1 protein-coding gene is annotated in these 236 nt (G+C 55.1%); it reads left to right on the forward strand.

All coding sequences use genetic code 11. The annotated features are described in order from the left end of the window. Positions 1 to 37: 37 nt before the first annotated feature. The coding region (locus tag SB764_RS44605) for a hypothetical protein (RefSeq protein ID WP_410867388.1) at positions 38 to 236 on the forward strand (199 nt) is incomplete at its 3' end.

The raw sequence follows: 236 nt of genomic DNA on the forward strand, positions 1-236 counted from the left end.
CTACATCTTCCCGAGATGTCTATCCGGCCCCTATTGGATGATCGATCCGCTGTCGCGTCACGACTGGCTTGACCGCGTTCCACAGGAATTCAGTTTTATCTACTACTTCCAGCATCCGCAGTTCACGATCCTGATGATGCTTGGTGTACTCGTGTGTATCGCCATTGCGGCAGTACCGGCCATTCTTCAAGCCGCCCGGCGGGGAAATGCCGGTCTTGCCATCGTCTTCGCGATTG

Source organism: Paraburkholderia sp. SIMBA_027, assembly GCF_046535315.1.
Taxonomy (GTDB): Bacteria; Pseudomonadota; Gammaproteobacteria; order Burkholderiales; family Burkholderiaceae; genus Paraburkholderia; species Paraburkholderia tropica.